The sequence below is a fragment of the Streptomyces sp. BK79 genome (genome assembly GCF_044142145.1).
Taxonomy (GTDB): Bacteria; Actinomycetota; Actinomycetes; order Streptomycetales; family Streptomycetaceae; genus Streptomyces.
Genome location: NZ_JBHVOC010000099.1, coordinates 1 through 404, shown reverse-complemented (window position 1 = coordinate 404; position 404 = coordinate 1). Strand labels below are relative to the sequence as shown.

Sequence of the window (404 nt, the reverse complement as noted above, 5' to 3'; positions counted from 1 at the left end):
ACTCGACACCGCCGTCGAACACCACGGCAAGGGCGACCTCGCCACCCTCCTCGCCGGCAACGACACCTGGACCGTCGTCGGCTGACGCCGGCCCTCTGGAAACGGAAGACGATGAAGGACAACACCAGAACAGGCGAGTCCGGGCTGCCCATCGATCCGGTGTACGGGCCCGACGCCCTGTCGGAGTGGGACGCGGCCGAGAAGCTGGGCGAGCCCGGGAAGTACCCCTTCACCCGGGGTGTGTACCCGTCGATGTACACGGGTCGGCCGTGGACGATGCGTCAGTACGCGGGGTTCGGTACGGCGACGGAGTCGAACGCCCGGTACAAGCAGCTGATCGCGAACGGGACGATGGGGTTGTCGGTCGCCTTCGACCTGCCGACCCAGATGGGTCACGACTCGGA

General features: G+C 67.3%; 1 protein-coding gene. It reads left to right on the top strand.

Annotation, left to right across the window (positions count from 1 at the left end; translation table 11 throughout):
- Window positions 1-111 precede the first annotated feature (111 nt).
- On the top strand, window positions 112-404 hold a 293-nt coding region (locus ACFIF2_RS35960), incomplete at its 3' end, for a methylmalonyl-CoA mutase family protein (protein WP_395577499.1).